Source organism: Streptococcus sp. GMD1S (genome assembly GCF_000296875.1).
Lineage (GTDB): Bacteria > Bacillota > Bacilli > Lactobacillales > Streptococcaceae > Streptococcus.
In genome coordinates this window covers 1-15,511 of record NZ_AJQY01000025.1, presented here as the reverse complement: position 1 = coordinate 15,511, position 15,511 = coordinate 1, and the positions used below count along the sequence as shown (strand labels likewise).

Below are 15,511 nucleotides of genomic sequence, written 5' to 3'. Positions count from 1 at the left end.
GCAAGTTCATGATAAACTTGACTTCTTGATCTGGGCGTGTCCAATTCTCCGTTGAAAAGGCATAAACCGTGATGACCTTAACTCCCATCTTGTTAGCTGCCTTGGTCACCTTTTGGAGGGCTTCCATCCCCGCCTTATGACCAAAAACCCGTGGTTGCATCCGTTTTTTAGCCCAACGGCCATTCCCATCCATGATGATACCAATATGAGCAGGAACCTGTGTTGGAACCTCAACTTCTACAGCTTTATCTTTCTTAAAAAATCCAAACATGTTCTTATTCCTATTCAAAAATCTATCGTTTCATTATACCATATTTCCCCATTTTCTTCTATTGCTAAGTTATTAGCTCTCCGTACAGACAAAAAATAAGCCACCTGATTGGGCGACTTAATTTTATAGGGAGATTATTATGAAAAAGTTTTAGGAGTTTAAGTTAAGTTCCTCTTAACTTATGGACTTAGTATACCGTTCCTAACTTAAATTTTTCTTAAGTTTTTTGAAAAAGTCAGATTTTCCCATTTTTCTTGCCAATTTTTCTTGGACAAGCGTTCTTGATAGAGCTTCATTCGGTCTTCATTATCTAGGAAATGAGGAGTTGGGGATACGTGAAAGTTAAAAATATCCTCTAAACCATAAGGCGCAAAGAGCTCTAAAGTTGCGTCAGCATGCAAGCGAAGCCCTATCGCCGTACAGCGCTCGGGATATTTACTCATGGCATCACGAGAACTCGTGTAAGGCACAGTATGAGGACTGTGTAGATGCATATAGACCTGATTTTTCAACTCCCACTGATACTGAGGATAATCTTCTCTTAGCTTTTTCTCTAGGGATACTGTTTCCTCATAAGAAACATCTGGATCAAAGAAAATCACATCCACATCTGTTTCACGGTCAAAAGGCGATTTGTCTGACAAGAGATTCCAGATGAAATTCCTGACAGAACCTGCCGCCAACCACGAGTCTTTCAGACCAAGGTCACGAATGATGGTCAGAATGGTCATCATATCAGGATTTTCTCTGAAAGCATCTAGAATTTCTTGTTCATTTTTCATTGTATTCATACCCTAAATGTTCATAAGCCTTAGCAGTCGCTACCCGTCCAGAACGAGTTCGCATGATAAAACCTTTCTGGATGAGGTAAGGTTCGTACATATCTTCGACCGTCTCACGCTCCTCGGCAATATTAACAGAAAGAGTTCCTAGACCGACCGGACCACCACCATACATCTCAATCATGGTACGAAGAATTTTCTGGTCCACATAGTCTAACCCCTCATGGTCTACATCCAGCATGGTCAAAGCTTTATCGGTAATAACATCATCGATTAATCCATCCCCCATAATCTGGGCAAAATCGCGCACGCGCTTAAGGAGACGATTGGCGATACGAGGAGTTCCCCGACTACGCAAGGCCAGCTCAGCAGCTGCCTCGTGGGTGATTTCCATCTCAAAGATATCTGCCGTCCGCTCAACAATCTCTGTCAAGTCAGCGGGGACATAGTATTCCATATGGCCTGTAATCCCGAAACGTGCTCTCAAAGGATTAGAAAGCATACCCGCACGGGTCGTCGCACCAATCAAGGTAAAAGGTGGCAAGTCCAGATGAACACTGCGACTGCCTTCACCAGCTCCAATCATGATATCAATGTAGAAGTCCTCCATGGCACTATAAAGCACCTCTTCTACCGACATGGGCAAGCGATGAATCTCGTCGATAAAGAGGACATCTCCCGGCTCCAAATCATTCAAAATCGCTACCAAGTCACCTGCTTTTTCAATGACAGGACCAGACGTTTGCTTGAGGTTGACTCCCAGTTCATTGGCAATAACAAAGGCCATGGTTGTTTTCCCGAGACCTGGAGGACCAAATAAAAGAACATGGTCCAGTGCCTCATCCCGCATTTTGGCAGCCTCGATAAAGATTTGCAGCTGGTCCTTGACCTTGTCCTGCCCAATATATTCACGTAAAAACTGAGGACGGAGTGTACGTTCTACCAACTCCTCATCCCCCATGATTTCATTATCTAAAATTCTACTCATGGCTCTATTATATCAAAAATCCAAGCCACAAACAAAAAAGCCACCTGATTGGGTGGCCTCTTTAGGGAGATTATTATGAAAAAGAAAAGTTTAGGATTTCATTAAATAAAGTTAGGAGGTCTTTATTTAATGGTTATATAATACAAGATGAATCTTAAAACTAACTTAACTTTTTCTTTGATTTATCATTTTTTAAAAAATTTTTTTCAAATGGATTTTTCCTCCCCAAGTCATAAAAAAGCCACCTGATTGGGTGACTTCTTTAGGAGATTATGATGAAAAAGAAAAGTTTGGGATTTCATTAAATAAAGGGTACTCAATGAAAATCGAAATCAGACTAGGCAGATAGGCGCAAGCATAACTATAGTTAGCTAAGTCGACTCTAACGAAGGTTGATGAGATTTTCGAAGAGTATTAGGAGGTCTTTATTTAATAACTATATAATACACGAGGAGACTTAAACTTTACTTAAGAAAAAATATTTTTTTATCTTTTTCGATCCACCCAAATCATTCCTGTACAATCATAAGTAGATAAGGCTTCAAATCCCAGAGAACGATAGAATCCCAAAGTTTTTTCTGTCTGTTCGGTCACTAGTTGGACTTGATAGGCATCTTTGTAATCACCTAAAGCCTCTTTCATCAAGTCGCTACCAATCCCTTGGCGCTGATAGCTAGGCAAAACGATCAAATCCTGGACAAAAATTGATGAAAAACCATCTCCGACCAAACGGACCAAGCCCACCACGGCATCGCCATCAAGTGCCAGATAAATTGCTAATGAGTTAGATAAGGCCTTCTCCAACATCTGAGGTTGATGTGTATAATTTGTCCAACCGACAGCCTGATAGAGATGCAAAACATCCTCTAACTTGACAATTTCTTGCTTTTTAATAGTGATCATGTCAACACCTCTTAAAGTTCTCTCAAGCTCTTGTACTGCCGTCCATTTTTATCAAAATTTTCAGGAGCCAACCATGTTTCTAAACGAGCTTTGACTTGAGGTCAGTCCTTATCAATCATAGACAACCAATCCGTATCCCTCGTGCGCCCCTTATAAACAACTGCCTTGCGGAAGGTTCCTTCATAAACAAAGCCCAAACGCTCCGCAGCTCGTCTTGATGGCAGATTTAGAGCATCGCATTTCCACTCATAGCGACGATAGTTAAGCTCCTCAAAAACATAGCGAGCTAGGAGATATTGAGCCTCTGTCCCTATACGTGTTCCCCTGAGTTCTGGAGAAAAAGTGACGGCACCCACTTCTATTACTCGGTTATTCTGGTCAATGCGCATGAGAGAAAAAGTTCCCAAAGCCTTACCAGTTGCCTTATCTATAATCACGTAGTAAAAACGGTCCTTACGGGCCAACATCTGATTTAAGACGGTAACCAGTTCCTCCATATCTGCTACTGGTTCCTGAAAGAGGTAGGTCCACATCTCCCGAGGTGTATTTGGACCATAAACAGCTAGCAAATCCTCAGCATGCTTTTCCACCGAAAGAGCCTCTATCCGAGCATAGCGCCCTTCTAAGAAATCAATGGAAGGCAATTCACCTGGTGTATAACCTTCCATTGACTCACCAATTATCTGACCATATTCATTGACTGGCATCGTTTTCTCCTTGTTTTACTTTTCAAACTTTATAGTTGCCCATAGTATATCATACTTTCATAAGAAGATTCAAAAAATCCTCCAGATTCTACTCTGAAGGATTCCTATATTATTCCACGACGATATTAACGAGTTTGTTAGGTACCGCAATCACCTTGACAATTTCCTTACCGTCAATTTCTGCTTTAACTTTTTCATCAGCCAGAGCGATTTCTTGCAATTCTTCGCGTGACAGGTCTTTAGCGACCATGAGTTTGGCACGAACTTTTCCTTTGATTTGGACGACGATTTCGATTTCGTCTTCAACCAATTTGCTTTCGTCCCAAGTTGGCCAAGCTACATAAGAGATTGATTCGCTAGTTGCTGCGACTGTTTGCCAGAGCTCTTCTGCCAAGTGAGGCGCAAATGGGGCGATCAATTGGATAAATCCTTTGGCATAGTCCACATAGAGCTTGTCTTCCTTGTTAGCCGCGTTGACAAAGACCATGAGTTGGGCAATGGCTGTATTGAACTTCATGGACTCGATTTGCTCAGTGACGGCTTTGACTGTTTCATTGTAGATCTTGTCAAGAGCACCATTGTTTTCCGCAGCGATTTCTTTACTTGTAATCAAACGGTAAACACGGTCGAGGAATTTACGGCTTCCTTCCAAACCTTCTTCAGACCAAGCAATTGAAGCATCAAGTGGTCCCATGAACATTTCATAGACGCGAAGGGTATCTGCACCATATTGTTCCACCACATCGTCTGGGTTAACAACGTTCTTGAGGGATTTAGACATCTTGGCTGGCGCTTGCTCTAACTCTTCTCCTGTTTCCACATGGAAGAAGGAACCGTCACGTTTTTCAACCTTATCAGTTGCCACAAGAGCCCCACGGTGGTCACGGTAGCTTGTTCCCAAAATCATTCCTTGGTTAAAGAGTTTTTGGAATGGTTCCTTAGTCGGAACAACACCTAAGTCATAGAGGAATTTATGCCAGAAACGAGCGTAGAGCAAGTGAAGAACAGCATGCTCTGCACCACCCACGTAGATATCTACTGGCAACCATTGTTTGAGAAGGTCCTCATCAGCCAATTTCTCAGTGTTATGTGGATCAATATAACGGAGGTAGTACCAGCTTGAACCAGCCCACTGTGGCATCGTATTGGTTTCGCGACGACCTTTGACGCCATCTTCACGAGTCACTTCAAGCCAGTCGGTCAAGTTAGCTAGTGGACTTTCCCCTGTACCTGAAGGGCGGATGTCCTTGGTTACTGGCAAGACAAGTGGCAATTCATTTTCAGGAACTGCTGTTGAAGTCCCATCTTCCCAATGAATGATTGGGATTGGTTCACCCCAATAACGTTGACGGCTAAAGAGCCAGTCGCGGAGACGGTAGGTAACCTTCTCTTGACCACAACCTTTTTCTTCCAACCAAGCCACAATTTTAGCAATAGCGTCTTCTTTGTTAAGGCCATCTAGGAAGTCTGAATTGACATGAAGACCATCTTCTGTGTAAGCAGCTTCTTCAACGTTTCCACCTTCAAACACTTCTACGATTGGAAGGTCAAATTGTTTGGCAAATTCCCAGTCACGTTGGTCATGGGCAGGCACGGCCATGACAGCACCTGTTCCATAGCTAGCAAGAACATAGTCGGCAATCCAGATTGGAATTTCCTTGCCATTGACAGGGTTGATGGCATAAGCGCCCGTCCAAACCCCTGTTTTTTCCTTGGCAAGGTCTGTACGAGCCAAGTCAGACTTGAGACTAGCTTGGTGTTTGTAGTCTGCAACTGCATCAGCTTGCTCTGGACTTGTGATGGCATCTACCAAGTCATGCTCAGGAGCCAAGACTGTGAAGGTCGCACCGAAAAGCGTATCAGGACGAGTAGTAAAGACGGTAAATTCCTTGTCAGTCCCTTTCACTTTAAAAGTGACATTAGCACCAGTTGATTTCCCAATCCAGTTACGTTGCATTTCCTTGATAGACTCTGGCCAATCCAACTCATCCAAGTCATTAAGCAAGCGCTCTGCATAGGCCGTGATTTTGAGCATCCATTGCCGCATCGGTTTGCGGACAACAGGATAGCCCCCACGCTCAGAAGTTCCATCAGGAAGCACTTCTTCATTGGCAATGGCTGTTCCTAGTTCCTCAACCCAGTTTACTGGTACTTCAGCTTCATAGGCCAAGCCTTTTTCATAAAGCTTGGTGAAGATCCACTGCGTCCACTTGTAGTAGTTTGGATCTGTTGTGTTGACTTCACGGTCCCAGTCGTAAGAGAAGCCAAGCGCATTAATTTGGCGTTTGAAGTTGGCAATATTTTCTGCTGTGAATTCTGCCGGGTCATTTCCTGTGTCCATAGCGTACTGCTCAGCTGGCAAACCAAAGGCATCCCATCCCATTGGGTGAAGAACGTTGTATCCTTGCGCACGTTTGTAACGGCTGAGGATATCGGTTGCTGTGTAACCTTCTGGGTGTCCTACGTGCAATCCAGCTCCTGAAGGATATGGGAACATGTCCAGAGCATAGAACTTCGGTTTTGAGACATCTGTTCCTGTCTTAAATGTATGATGTTTCGCCCAGTAGCCCTGCCACTTAGGCTCAATTTCTTTATGATTGTAAAAACTCATGCTATTTCTCCAATTTTATGATGTTACTATTATACCATTTTTGGGGGAATTTGAAAGACGAGAAATGTTCTTTTAGACTTGGATAACAAGAAATACTGAGTCGCAAATCCACCTTATTTAACAGGAAAAAAATTAGCTCCTAATCGGAGCTAACTTCTATCAATTTTTTATTTCTTCCATCTTCTCACGTCCGAGCTCTCGATAGCTACGGTCACCAACAACTTCTACGCTAAACTGACCGTCCTCATATTCAAGAATCGTCACGCTACCATTATCTAGACCATGTGGATGCATACCATTGATCAGATACACAATAGTCCCAATGGTCATTCCATGGCTGACGACGAGAGCATTGCCCCCACCTTGTTCTTCCATTTCTTTGGCAATCGTTTCAAAACCTTCTTTGATTCGACCACTGAGTTTTTCCCAGCCTTCTGCCCAGCCTGCAGTATCAACCTCTACCAAACCTTCTGCTAGTTCTGCATAGGACAACTGATGAACATGGTCTACATTGAAAATTCTCGGAATCAATCCCATAAAGAGGTCCCCATCATAGGCCCCATCAAAACTACCAAAGCACCACTCTCTGATGCGCTTGTCCATGCGGTAAGGGATTTTCCCCTGTAGTCCAAGTTCTTCTAGGATAATTCCCATGGTTTGAATAGTGCGACCTGAATCACTGGAATAAGCGCGGTCAAACTGCAAGCCAGACTCTCTCAAGCCAATTCCCAGTTCATGGATTCCCAACTCACCTTCTGCAGTCAGAGGTGTATCACTCCATCCTTGAGCACGTCCAATGGTGTTAAACATCGTTTTCCCATGACGGACCAAATACAATCTTACTTTAGACATTTTCTATCCTCCATTTTCTTCTATTATATCATGGATCAAAGAAATATTCGGCTTTCAAAAGCAAAGCCAACATTTGTAAATTATCCAAAAGAAAAGCTACCCTCATGGTAGCTTCCCTAGGAGATTATTATGAAAAAGTTTAGGATTTCTATTAAATAAAGTTAGGAGGTCTTTATTTAATGATTATAGTATACACAGTCATCCTTAAACTCAACTTAAATCCTCTCGCTTTTTTATTAATTTTTAAAACTATGGATTGGAGCTGGGATTTGCCCACCGCGAGAGATGAAATCAACAGACGAAGCCCCGTTGACCTTCATAACTGGAGCTGTCCCTAGCAAGCCTCCAAACTCAATCATATCGCCTTCTTTGCCCTTTGGAATAATACGGACGGCCGTTGTTTTCATGTTAATGACACCAATTGCCGCCTCATCCGCAATCATAGCTGCAATGGTTTCAGCAGGCGTATCTTCCGGAATGGCAATCATATCCAGCCCAACAGAACAGATAGCCGTCATGGCTTCTAGTTTCTCTAAATTCAGAGAGCCATCTTGTACCGCACCAATCATCCCCTCATCTTCAGAAACGGGGATAAAAGCACCTGACAAGCCACCGACTTGGTTACAAGCCATCACTCCGCCCTTCTTAACTTGGTCATTCAAAAGAGCGAGGGCAGCCGTCGTCCCATGCGTACCAACTGTTTCTAGGCCCATTTCCTCAAGGACACGAGCCACAGAATCGCCAACTGCAGGAGTTGGTGCCAAGCTTAGGTCTACAATCCCAAAGTCAACACCCAGTCTCTCGCTGGCCATTTGACCGACTAGCTGACCAATACGAGTAATCTTAAAGGCTGTTTTCTTGACCGTCTCAGCTACAACATCAAAACTCTGACCACGAACTTTCTCCAAGGCGCGTTTGACAACACCAGGACCTGAAACACCAACATTGATGATAACATCTGCTTCCCCAACACCATGGAAAGCCCCTGCCATAAAAGGATTGTCCTCAACAGCATTAGCAAATACGACCAACTTGGCCGCACCCATATCTGATAGCGCAGCTGTTTCCTTGATGATACGCCCCATATCAGCGACCGCAGTCATGTTGATACCTGACTTGGTCGAGCCAATGTTAACAGACGAACAAACCTTGTCTGTCTCAGCTAGAGCGCGCGGGATAGAATTGATGAGAATTTCATCACCTTTTTGATAACCCTTTTGTACCAAGGCAGAGAATCCACCAATAAAATCAACACCGATCTCCTTGGCAGCCTTGTCAAGAGCCTTTGCCAAAACAAGATAGTCCGTCGCATCAGTCGCTGCACCAATTAAAGAAATCGGAGTCACCGATACTCGTTTATTAACAATAGGAATCCCAAGTTCTGCAGCAATTTCGTCTCCTACAGCCACTAAATTTGCAGCTTTAGTGGTGATTTTTTGGTAAATCTTTTCAGCAGCACGTTCAATATCTGGATCAATACAATCCAAAAGGGAAATCCCCATGGTGATGGTTCTGATATCGAAGTTCTGCTCCTCGATCATGGCAATGGTTTCTGTAACTTGTCTAATATCCATAGCCACCTCCTAGATATTATACATAGCGTCAAAAATCGCCGCACTTTGAATATTTATTTTGACATTCAAGGTCTGACCGAAAGTTTCAAACTCATTTCGAAGATAAGTGAAATCCTGTTTTTCGTCACTAGAAACGACCGCCATCATAGTAAAGTATTCATCCAACACCGTCTGAGAAATATCGTCAATATTCAAACCCAACTCTGCAATCTTAGTAGACACGCCTGCAACGATCCCAGCCTTGTCCTTACCAACCACTGTAATAATAGCCTTCATCCTTATACCCCATTTCTACGATTTTTAGAAAACCTGAACGTTTTTGATTTTCTTTTTTCCTAGTATAGCATATTTCCATAGAAAATACTAAAAAACGCCTGCTTACGAAGTTGTTCTTAAGAAAAAAACAATTTCGTAAACAAGCGTCTACCCTATCAAATGATGATGAGTGTTCCCGCTAGGACATAAGTCCCAGCGGTAGACCAGAGCTAGACTAAGAGCACAAGACTCCATCATCATAACACTCAACAAAATTGATGATTTTATACTAATTCGATGATCGCCATTGGCGCAGCATCACCACGACGTGGTTCAGTTTTAAGGATACGAGTGTATCCACCGTTACGTTCAGCATAACGAGGTGCGATTTCTGAGAACAATTTTTGAAGTGCTGTAGTAGAAGTGTACTTATCAGTTGCTTCATCATAGTTTTCAGATGCGATTTCATTACGTACGAAAGCAGCTGCTTGACGACGTGCATGCAAATCACCACGTTTACCTAGAGTAATCATTTTTTCAACAGTTTTACGGATTTCTTTAGCACGAGCTTCAGTTGTCACGATTGATTCGTTGATCAAAAGGTCAGTTGTCAAATCGCGAAGCATTGCTTTACGTTGTGAGCTAGTGCGTCCTAGTTTACGGTAAGCCATGTATTCCTCCTTTATTTATCTTTTAATCCAAGACCCAAGTCAATGAGTTTGAGTTTCACTTCTTCCAAACTCTTGCGTCCAAGATTTCGTACCTTCATCATCTCTGCTTCAGATTTTTCTGTCAAATCATGCACAGTATTGATACCGGCACGTTTCAAACAGTTGTATGAACGCACAGACAAGTCCAGTTCCTCAATCGTACGATCCAAAATACGATCGTCAGATTCAGTATCAGCTTCTTTCATCACTTCAGTTGACTTAGCAATCTCAGTAAGATTTGTAAACAAATCAAGATGTTCTGTCAAGATACGCGCTGAAAGCCCTAAAGCATCTTCTGGAATAATTGTTCCATTAGTCAAGATTTCAAGGGTTAATTTGTCAAATCCATCATTGCTACCTACACGAGCAGGCTCTACTTGATAGTTGACTTTTGTAACTGGTGTATAAATAGAATCTACAGCAAGTGTTCCAACTGGTGCATTATCTTTTTTGTTTTCATCAGCAGGTACATATCCACGACCACTGTTAACAGTCATTGTCGCTTTTAGAGAAGAACCTTCACCGATTGTAAAGAGATAATGATCTGGATTTACAATCTCAATATCACTATCAGTCAAAATGTCTCCAGCTGTAATTTCAGCAGGACCTTCAACGTCAAGTTCAATGATTTTTTCGTCTTCAACGTATGATTTCACTGCAATCCCTTTAATGTTCAGAATGATTTGCATCACGTCTTCACGAACACCTGGGACTGTGTCAAACTCATGCAAGACACCTTCAATGTTGATAGATGTCACTGCTGCTCCTGGTAGAGAAGCTAGTAGTACACGACGAAGAGAGTTACCAAGAGTTGTACCGTAGCCACGTTCAAGTGGTTCGATTACAAACTTGCCATAATCTTTATTTTCATCAATTTTTGTTATATTTGGTTTTTCAAACTCAATCATTTAGTTACTCCCTCTTAAACGAAAAGCAGTGTAATGCGATGATTATACACGGCGACGTTTTGGAGGACGAGCACCATTGTGTGGCACTGGAGTCACATCACGAATTGCTGTTACTTCAAGACCAGCGGCAGCAAGCGCACGAATAGCTGACTCACGACCAGAACCTGGACCTTTTACAGTAACTTCAACTGATTTAAGACCGTGTTCTTGTGCAGATTTAGCAGCAGCTTCAGAAGCCATTTGAGCAGCGAATGGTGTAGATTTACGAGAACCTTTGAAACCAAGAGCACCAGCTGATGACCAAGCAATTGCATTACCATGCACATCAGTAATCATAACAATAGTGTTATTAAATGTAGCGTGAATATGAGCAATACCAGATTCGATATTCTTTTTCACACGACGTTTACGTGTTGGTTTAGCCAAGACTTTTACCTCCTATATTATTTTTTCTTACCAGCAATCGCAACAGCTTTACCTTTACGAGTGCGAGCGTTGTTTTTAGTGTTTTGTCCACGGACAGGAAGTCCACGACGGTGACGAATACCACGGTAAGAACCGATTTCCATCAAACGTTTGATGTTCAAGTTTACTTCACGACGAAGGTCACCTTCAACTTTGATTGCATCCACTTCACGACGGATAGCATCTTCTTGATCTGATGTAAGGTCACGTACACGAACATCTTCTGAGATTCCAGCAGCAGCCAAAATTTTCTTAGATGTTGCAAGTCCGATACCATAAACGTAAGTCAATGAGATTACTACGCGTTTGTCATTTGGAATGTCAACTCCAGCAATACGAGCCATGTTTTCTCCTTTCTATCTTATCCTTGACGTTGTTTGTGTTTTGGATTTGCTGGGCAAATTACCATAACACGACCATTACGACGAATTACTTTACAGTATTCGCAAATTGGTTTGACCGATGGTCTTACTTTCATTTCTTATCCCTCCAAGTTTTTCGATTATTTAAAGCGGTAAGTGATACGTCCACGTGTCAAGTCATATGGACTCATCTCGACAGTAACACGATCTCCCGCTAAAATACGAATATAGTTTTTACGAATTTTACCAGAAACTGTTGCTAAAATCTGATGTCCATTTTCAAGTTCAACCGTAAACATTGCGTTAGGCATTGTATCGACTACTTTGCCTTCAACTTCAATCACATCGTCTTTTGCCACGCAAAAGCACCTCCATAAATTTCGATTCGATGCCTCTGAAAACAGAGACAACAATTATAAGTCAGACTATCTCAGTATAACATTTGTAGCGATTTTTTGCAAGTGTGAAAAACGCTTTATTTCAAATTTGTCAATACTTTTTCGATGTCTTTGAACACATCATTGATATCTTGATTTCCTTCGATATCGTGGACCAAACCTTTGGCACGGTAGTGAGCAATGATTGGTTCACCTTGTGCAATATTCACATCCAAACGACGCTTCACTGTCTCCGGTTTGTCATCTTCACGTTGGTAATAATCTTCTTCCTTATAGTCAACTGGTGGGTTGAAAACTTTGTGGAAGGTTTCACCTGTTTCGCGATGGATGATACGGCCACTCAAACGTTCCAAGAGACAATCTGGGTTCACTTCGATATTGATCACACCTTCTAGTTCGATACCGAGTTCCGCCAATGTTTTATCCAAGGCATGGGCTTGTTCAATAGTACGTGGGTAACCATCCAACAAGAAACCTGTTTCCTTGATGTCGTCCTGTGAAAGGCGTTCTTTAACGATTCCATTTGTAACTTCATCTGGAACCAACTCACCTTTGTCGATGTATGACTTTGCAAGTACACCCATTTCAGTTTGATTTGCCATAGCAGCACGGAACATATCTCCAGTTGAAATGTGTGCCACGTGGAATTGCTCCACAATTTTAGCTGCTTGCGTTCCCTTACCTGCTCCAGGTAAGCCCATAATCAAAAGATTCATGATAGGATCTCCTTATTTTGTATTTAAATAGAAGCAGAAATCTCTTTCAACCCCTATTTAAAAACAAAATAGAAGAGGGGAGACGAAAATCTCTCTGATAGATAAATCTTCATACTCCACTCTCTAAGCAAAAGTAATTTTGCTTTTATTCTGTTTTATCCATGAAACCAACATACTTACGTTTCAATAGGTAACCTTCTAGCTGTTTGATTCCTTCGATACCAGTTGAGATAATGATCAAAAGACTAGTTCCCCCAAAAGCAACAGCTTCTGAAAGACCAAAGACATCTTTTGCCACAATCGGCAAGATTGAAATCACACCTAGGAAGATCGATCCGACAGTCGCAAGGCGACGAAGAAGTTTCGACATGAATTCTTCAGTTCCCTTACCAGGACGGACACCATGAATGTAGGCTCCACTCTTTTGCAAGTTTTCTGCTGCTTTCTCTGGATTGATCTGTACAAATGTATAGAAGAACGTAAAGAGAATGATTAGCAAGGCATACATAGCAACACCAGTCGGAGATGTTGTAGATAACATTTCCTGTGCTGTACGTACCCAAGCCCAATCATGACCTGTAGCACTCAAAAATTGAAGAATGGCTGCAGGTGCTGCTGTGATGGAACTTGCAAAGATAACTGGGATAACCCCCGCTGGGTTTACCTTCAATGGAAGGTATGAGCTTGATGGGGCTCCTTGAGCAACTTTTGTATATTGGATTGGAATTTTATATTCTGCCTGTTGAACATAGGTTGTAAAGTATACAATCAACAAGACAGCGATAATCAAAATAACGACAAAGATAATAGATGAAGTCAAACGGCTACTTGGAATATTGACGAAGTAGTCAACATAGATGCCTTTAATCATCTCAGGGATTGAAGCGACAATACCTGCAAAGATGATCATAGAAACACCGTTTCCGTATCCCTTATCTGTAATTTGTTCCCCGAGCCAAGTTACAATCATACTACCTGCTGTGAGGATAATACCAATAGTAACAAAAACTTGTGGAGTTAAAGCTGTCGTTAATAATTTCGCTCCAGATAGAGTATTAAATCCTGCTGTAATCCCGATAGATTGAACAAATGCAAGTACAAGTGCAATATAACGAGTAGCCTGGTTTAGTTTTCTCCGTCCTACTTCCCCTTGTTTGCCCCATTCTACAAACTTCGGTAAAATATCCATTTGTAGCAATTGAACAACGATTGAAGCAGTGATATACGGACTTACTCCGAGTGCAAAAACGGAGAAGTTCTTCATGGCATTCCCTGAAACAAGACTAAGCATGTTCAAGAAAGATAAACCGCTGAGAGCTTCTAAACTTTTTGCATTCACACCTGGAACAGTAATACTTGTCCCAATACGAAAAACAAGAATGATAAAAATCGTAAAAAGAATTTTTGATCGAACTTGTTTAACCTTGAGCGCTTCTTTTAGTAATTTAAAAAACATGGGTCACCTCTCTTAGATGACTTCTACAGAACCACCTTTAGCAGTGATAGCTTCCTCAGCTGATTTAGAGAATTTAGCTGCTTTCACAGTCAATTTCTTAGTCAACTCACCGTTACCAAGAATTTTAACTCCTGATTTTTCAGCTTTCACAATTCCTGCTTCGATAAGCACAACTGGAGTTACTTCTGCACCGTCTTCAAAGACGTTCAATTGGTCAAGGTTTACAATTGCGTATTCTTTAGCGTTGATGTTAGTGAATCCACGTTTTGGAAGACGACGGAACAATGGAGTTTGTCCACCTTCAAAACCAAGGCGAACTCCGCCACCGCTACGAGCTTTTTGACCTTTTTGACCGCGACCAGATGTTTTACCGTTACCTGATGAAGTACCACGACCAACACGGTTACGTACTTTACGAGAACCTTCTGCAGGTTTCAATTCATGAAGTTTCATTATTATTTTCTCCTCTTTTGTAAAATGCTAGCGCCGATAAGAGAGAAAAGGTTGTCTCCCTTATCAACTCGCCTATACATGGTCATCTTAGATGACTATACCTAGTTTTAGGGGATGAGTATTGCCACATCCCCTAAAAATTCATTAGTTTACTTCTTCAACAGTTACCAAGTGAGATACTGCAGTGATCATACCACGGATAGCAGCGTTGTCTTCTTTGATAACAGAGCTGTTCAATTTGCCAAGTCCAAGTGCTACAACAGTTTTACGTTGTGATGGAATGCGTCCGATTGGAGACTTAGTCAAAGTAATTTTAATTTGAGCCATTTTATCCCCTTTCTTATGCCAAATCAGAAACTGAGATACCACGAAGGGCAGCAACTTCTTCAGCGCGTTTCAATTGTTTCAAACCTTCAACAGTTGCGCGAACAATGTTGATTGGAGTGTTAGAGCCAAGTGATTTAGATGTAATATCTGCCACACCTGCCAATTCCACAACGGCACGAACTGCACCACCAGCGGCAACTCCAGAACCTTCTACAGCAGGTTTCAACAATACTTTAGCTCCACCGAATTCTGAAAGAACTTCGTGTGGGATTGTTGTTCCAACCATAGGAACCTCAATCAAGTTTTTCTTAGCATCTTCTACTGCTTTGCGGATTGCTTCTGGAACTTCTTGAGCTTTACCAGTACCAAATCCTACGCGACCGTTGTGGTCACCAACAACAACAAGAGCTGCGAAACGAAGACGACGTCCACCTTTAACAACTTTCGTAACACGGTTGACAGCAACTACGCGTTCTTCTAATTCAACTGCATTGTCTTTAAATGCCATTTTCTAGTGTCCTCCTATTAGAATTTCAATCCGTTTTCACGAGCTGCATCAGCCAAAGCTTTCACACGTCCGTGATATAGATATCCACCGCGGTCGAACACCACTTCTGAAATACCTTTAGCGTTTGCACGTTCTGCAACGAGTTTACCGACAGCAACGGCTTGTTCAGTTTTAGTTCCTTTTGAAACTTCTTTGTCAAGAGTTGAAGCACTTGCGAGCGTTACACCCGCTACGTCATCAATCACTTGAGCGTAGATGCCTGTAT

20 protein-coding genes and 1 pseudogene are annotated in these 15,511 nt (G+C 42.1%); all 21 read right to left on the bottom strand.

All coding sequences use genetic code 11. From position 1 onward, the window contains the following. Positions 1-271: undecaprenyl diphosphate synthase family protein (locus GMD1S_RS04810; RefSeq protein ID WP_000466704.1), on the bottom strand; the 271-nt coding region annotated here is incomplete at its 3' end. A 206-nt stretch (positions 272-477) separates the two neighbouring features. Then, on the bottom strand, positions 478-1,062 hold the full coding sequence (locus GMD1S_RS04805) for a nucleotidyltransferase family protein (protein ID WP_025172968.1): 585 nt from the start codon (positions 1,060-1,062) through the stop codon (positions 478-480). After that, a complete protein-coding gene (gene ruvB / locus GMD1S_RS04800) occupies positions 1,043-2,041 on the bottom strand; it encodes a Holliday junction branch migration DNA helicase RuvB (RefSeq protein ID WP_008278816.1) in 999 nt (332 codons plus the stop codon). Before ruvB ends, GMD1S_RS04805 begins: the two co-directional genes overlap by 20 nt. A 486-nt stretch (positions 2,042-2,527) precedes the next feature. Further along, positions 2,528-2,944, bottom strand: a complete 417-nt coding sequence (locus tag GMD1S_RS04795; RefSeq protein WP_000628402.1) for a GNAT family N-acetyltransferase — start codon at positions 2,942-2,944, stop codon at positions 2,528-2,530. A gap of 11 nt (positions 2,945-2,955) precedes the next feature. Next, positions 2,956-3,651, bottom strand: a pseudogene (locus GMD1S_RS04790) (GNAT family N-acetyltransferase). A 109-nt stretch (positions 3,652-3,760) separates the two neighbouring features. After that, positions 3,761-6,262: a leucine--tRNA ligase gene (leuS, locus tag GMD1S_RS04785; protein ID WP_000011800.1), complete on the bottom strand. Its 2,502-nt coding sequence runs from the start codon at positions 6,260-6,262 to the stop codon at positions 3,761-3,763. Between the two features lie 159 nt (positions 6,263-6,421). Next, complete coding sequence (locus GMD1S_RS04780; RefSeq protein ID WP_000049285.1) at positions 6,422-7,114, bottom strand: histidine phosphatase family protein; 693 nt, start codon at positions 7,112-7,114, stop codon at positions 6,422-6,424. A 236-nt stretch (positions 7,115-7,350) separates the two neighbouring features. After that, positions 7,351-8,688, bottom strand: coding sequence for a PFL family protein (locus GMD1S_RS04775; RefSeq protein WP_000354871.1), 1,338 nt, complete (start codon positions 8,686-8,688; stop codon positions 7,351-7,353). A 9-nt stretch (positions 8,689-8,697) separates the two neighbouring features. Next, a complete protein-coding gene (locus GMD1S_RS04770) occupies positions 8,698-8,964 on the bottom strand; it encodes an ACT domain-containing protein (RefSeq protein ID WP_000644111.1) in 267 nt (88 codons plus the stop codon). 263 nt (positions 8,965-9,227) lie between these two features. Next, positions 9,228-9,614, bottom strand: coding sequence for a 50S ribosomal protein L17 (gene rplQ / locus GMD1S_RS04765; RefSeq protein WP_000331493.1), 387 nt, complete (start codon positions 9,612-9,614; stop codon positions 9,228-9,230). Between the two features lie 11 nt (positions 9,615-9,625). Further along, on the bottom strand, positions 9,626-10,561 hold the full coding sequence (locus GMD1S_RS04760) for a DNA-directed RNA polymerase subunit alpha (protein ID WP_000568993.1): 936 nt from the start codon (positions 10,559-10,561) through the stop codon (positions 9,626-9,628). Positions 10,562-10,603: 42 nt separating this feature from the next. After that, positions 10,604-10,987 (bottom strand): 30S ribosomal protein S11, encoded by a 384-nt coding sequence (rpsK, locus tag GMD1S_RS04755; RefSeq protein ID WP_001118385.1) that lies wholly within the window; start codon positions 10,985-10,987, stop codon positions 10,604-10,606. Positions 10,988-11,004: 17 nt separating this feature from the next. Further along, entirely contained in the window at positions 11,005-11,370 is a 366-nt protein-coding gene (gene rpsM / locus GMD1S_RS04750; RefSeq protein WP_000090781.1) for a 30S ribosomal protein S13, read from the bottom strand. Positions 11,371-11,387: 17 nt separating this feature from the next. Beyond that, the gene (rpmJ, locus tag GMD1S_RS04745) at positions 11,388-11,504 is read right to left on the bottom strand and encodes a 50S ribosomal protein L36 (RefSeq protein WP_001808836.1); all 117 of its coding nucleotides are present in this window, start codon (positions 11,502-11,504) and stop codon (positions 11,388-11,390) included. 24 nt (positions 11,505-11,528) lie between these two features. Next, positions 11,529-11,747, bottom strand: coding sequence for a translation initiation factor IF-1 (infA, locus tag GMD1S_RS04740; protein ID WP_001029883.1), 219 nt, complete (start codon positions 11,745-11,747; stop codon positions 11,529-11,531). A 116-nt stretch (positions 11,748-11,863) separates the two neighbouring features. After that, positions 11,864-12,502, bottom strand: a complete 639-nt coding sequence (locus GMD1S_RS04735) for an adenylate kinase (protein ID WP_001050433.1) — start codon at positions 12,500-12,502, stop codon at positions 11,864-11,866. A gap of 145 nt (positions 12,503-12,647) precedes the next feature. Beyond that, entirely contained in the window at positions 12,648-13,958 is a 1,311-nt protein-coding gene (gene secY, locus GMD1S_RS04730; RefSeq protein WP_000465387.1) for a preprotein translocase subunit SecY, read from the bottom strand. Positions 13,959-13,970: 12 nt separating this feature from the next. Next, positions 13,971-14,411: a 50S ribosomal protein L15 gene (gene rplO, locus GMD1S_RS04725; protein ID WP_000766089.1), complete on the bottom strand. Its 441-nt coding sequence runs from the start codon at positions 14,409-14,411 to the stop codon at positions 13,971-13,973. A gap of 144 nt (positions 14,412-14,555) precedes the next feature. Further along, the gene (gene rpmD / locus GMD1S_RS04720) at positions 14,556-14,738 is read right to left on the bottom strand and encodes a 50S ribosomal protein L30 (RefSeq protein ID WP_000057241.1); all 183 of its coding nucleotides are present in this window, start codon (positions 14,736-14,738) and stop codon (positions 14,556-14,558) included. A gap of 13 nt (positions 14,739-14,751) precedes the next feature. Continuing rightward, positions 14,752-15,246, bottom strand: coding sequence for a 30S ribosomal protein S5 (rpsE, locus tag GMD1S_RS04715; protein ID WP_000874204.1), 495 nt, complete (start codon positions 15,244-15,246; stop codon positions 14,752-14,754). A gap of 17 nt (positions 15,247-15,263) precedes the next feature. After that, positions 15,264-15,511: 50S ribosomal protein L18 (gene rplR / locus GMD1S_RS04710; protein ID WP_000316711.1), on the bottom strand; the 248-nt coding region annotated here is incomplete at its 5' end.